This window comes from Halorubrum sp. AJ67 (genome assembly GCF_000513435.1).
Genome location: NZ_CBVY010000002.1, coordinates 362,627 through 364,032, shown reverse-complemented (window position 1 = coordinate 364,032; position 1,406 = coordinate 362,627). Strand labels below are relative to the sequence as shown.

General features: G+C 60.2%; 1 protein-coding gene and 1 pseudogene. Both read right to left on the bottom strand.

Going from position 1 to position 1,406, the window contains the following annotated elements; translation table 11 throughout:
* Window positions 1–207 (bottom strand): annotated as a pseudogene (locus BN903_RS17145) (hypothetical protein); the annotation flags it as partial.
* A gap of 602 nt (window positions 208–809) precedes the next feature.
* Window positions 810–983: a hypothetical protein gene (locus BN903_RS16365; protein ID WP_154018027.1), complete on the bottom strand. Its 174-nt coding sequence runs from the start codon at window positions 981–983 to the stop codon at window positions 810–812.
* Window positions 984–1,406: the final 423 nt, after the last annotated feature.

Genomic DNA, 1,406 nt, shown 5'->3' with positions numbered 1-1,406 from the left:
GGCGTAGGCGACGACCGCGTCGGAGTCGTTGCCGGCGTCCGGATCGATCGGCGACTCGGGACCGACCGGAGAGCCCTCGCCCGCCGGCTGGACGGTGTGGGTGTACGCGGGGTCCGGCTCGCCGACCGCGACCGGGAGATACAGCGGGTTCGCCATCAGGCAGACGCCGAGCGCGAGGAGGCCGACGACGGCGAGCGGGGTGCGCATGTCGCTTTCGGGTTCGACGGGCCGGGAGTTGAGCCTTTCCGACTCGGCGGGCCGGTCGAAGGCCGACCGGGCGGTGGCGAGATCATATCATCTTATAATATGGTGATATTTATTATACGGGGCGTGAAAATACAGTCCACAGAAGTTCTATCTCAGCATACCTCGACTACTCATTGAAAAAGAAATATGAACAGCGTCTCATATGGTATACTTCGGTATGCCGCATTACTTGTAGCAATTTGGACTATCTTCTTCGTTGTTTTATATATGACCGGCCGACGATCGCTGCTGTACGTGACAGTAAACGCAGTAATATCACACAATGCCTTGTACTACATCTATGATATTCGGAATCGGGAGTGAAACTGACAGCAAGTTACTATTTGGTCGCAGGGGGTTTTTATCCGGACTGTACGCTAAAAGCTGGTCGGTACTCAGAGCTGTTTGAACTCTTCTGAGTTACTCAGGCGATACACCGGCGATATCGCCCACTTTAGATAGCGTGGTCGAACTGACGAGCCCGACTGACAAGCCCTGTCTAGAGTCAATTTGGCTCCAGTAGAATCGCCAGTCGCTGAGAGATTGTCGAAGTCGCGTTGTGCCTACAGCCCGTCGCTGTTGCCGACGAGTCCGCCGATAGTCGCCCCGAGGGCTCCGCCGACCGCCGCGCCGAACACACCGAAGAACAACCCTCCGACGAGCGAGGAGAACACCAGCGGAAAGAGGATGTCGACGGTGCTCGGTCTCGAACACCGTTCCGGCTCCGATTCGGTCACGCGGATCCGTGCTGACGCCTCCGAGTAAGGTGTTTCGGCCGATCGAGATCGGACCCGTCAGGGAGCGCAAAGATACGATAGTGCTTCTGGTTATTCCCGAGTGATCGACACGACCACCGAAGCCCCAGCCGGGAGGATGGCGCACGCTCGCTGCGCTCCTCAGTCGCTCGTTTTACTCGCTCCTTGCGGTGCTTACGTCGCCTGCGCCATCCTCCCGGCTGCCCCTTCGATTCCCACCCCGCACAGCACTTCACGCCTCCCCAGCCTCGTCGCCGGTCCTCCGCTTCGCTTCGGACCGCCGACTCCCTCGCGCGTGCTGCTCGGCCGCGAGGCGGCCTCGCAGGCACGCGCCACCGCATCGCTTACCGACAGCCGACTCAACTACCGCCCGATCGTGCCCTGCCGCGTCACGGGCGCGTCGGG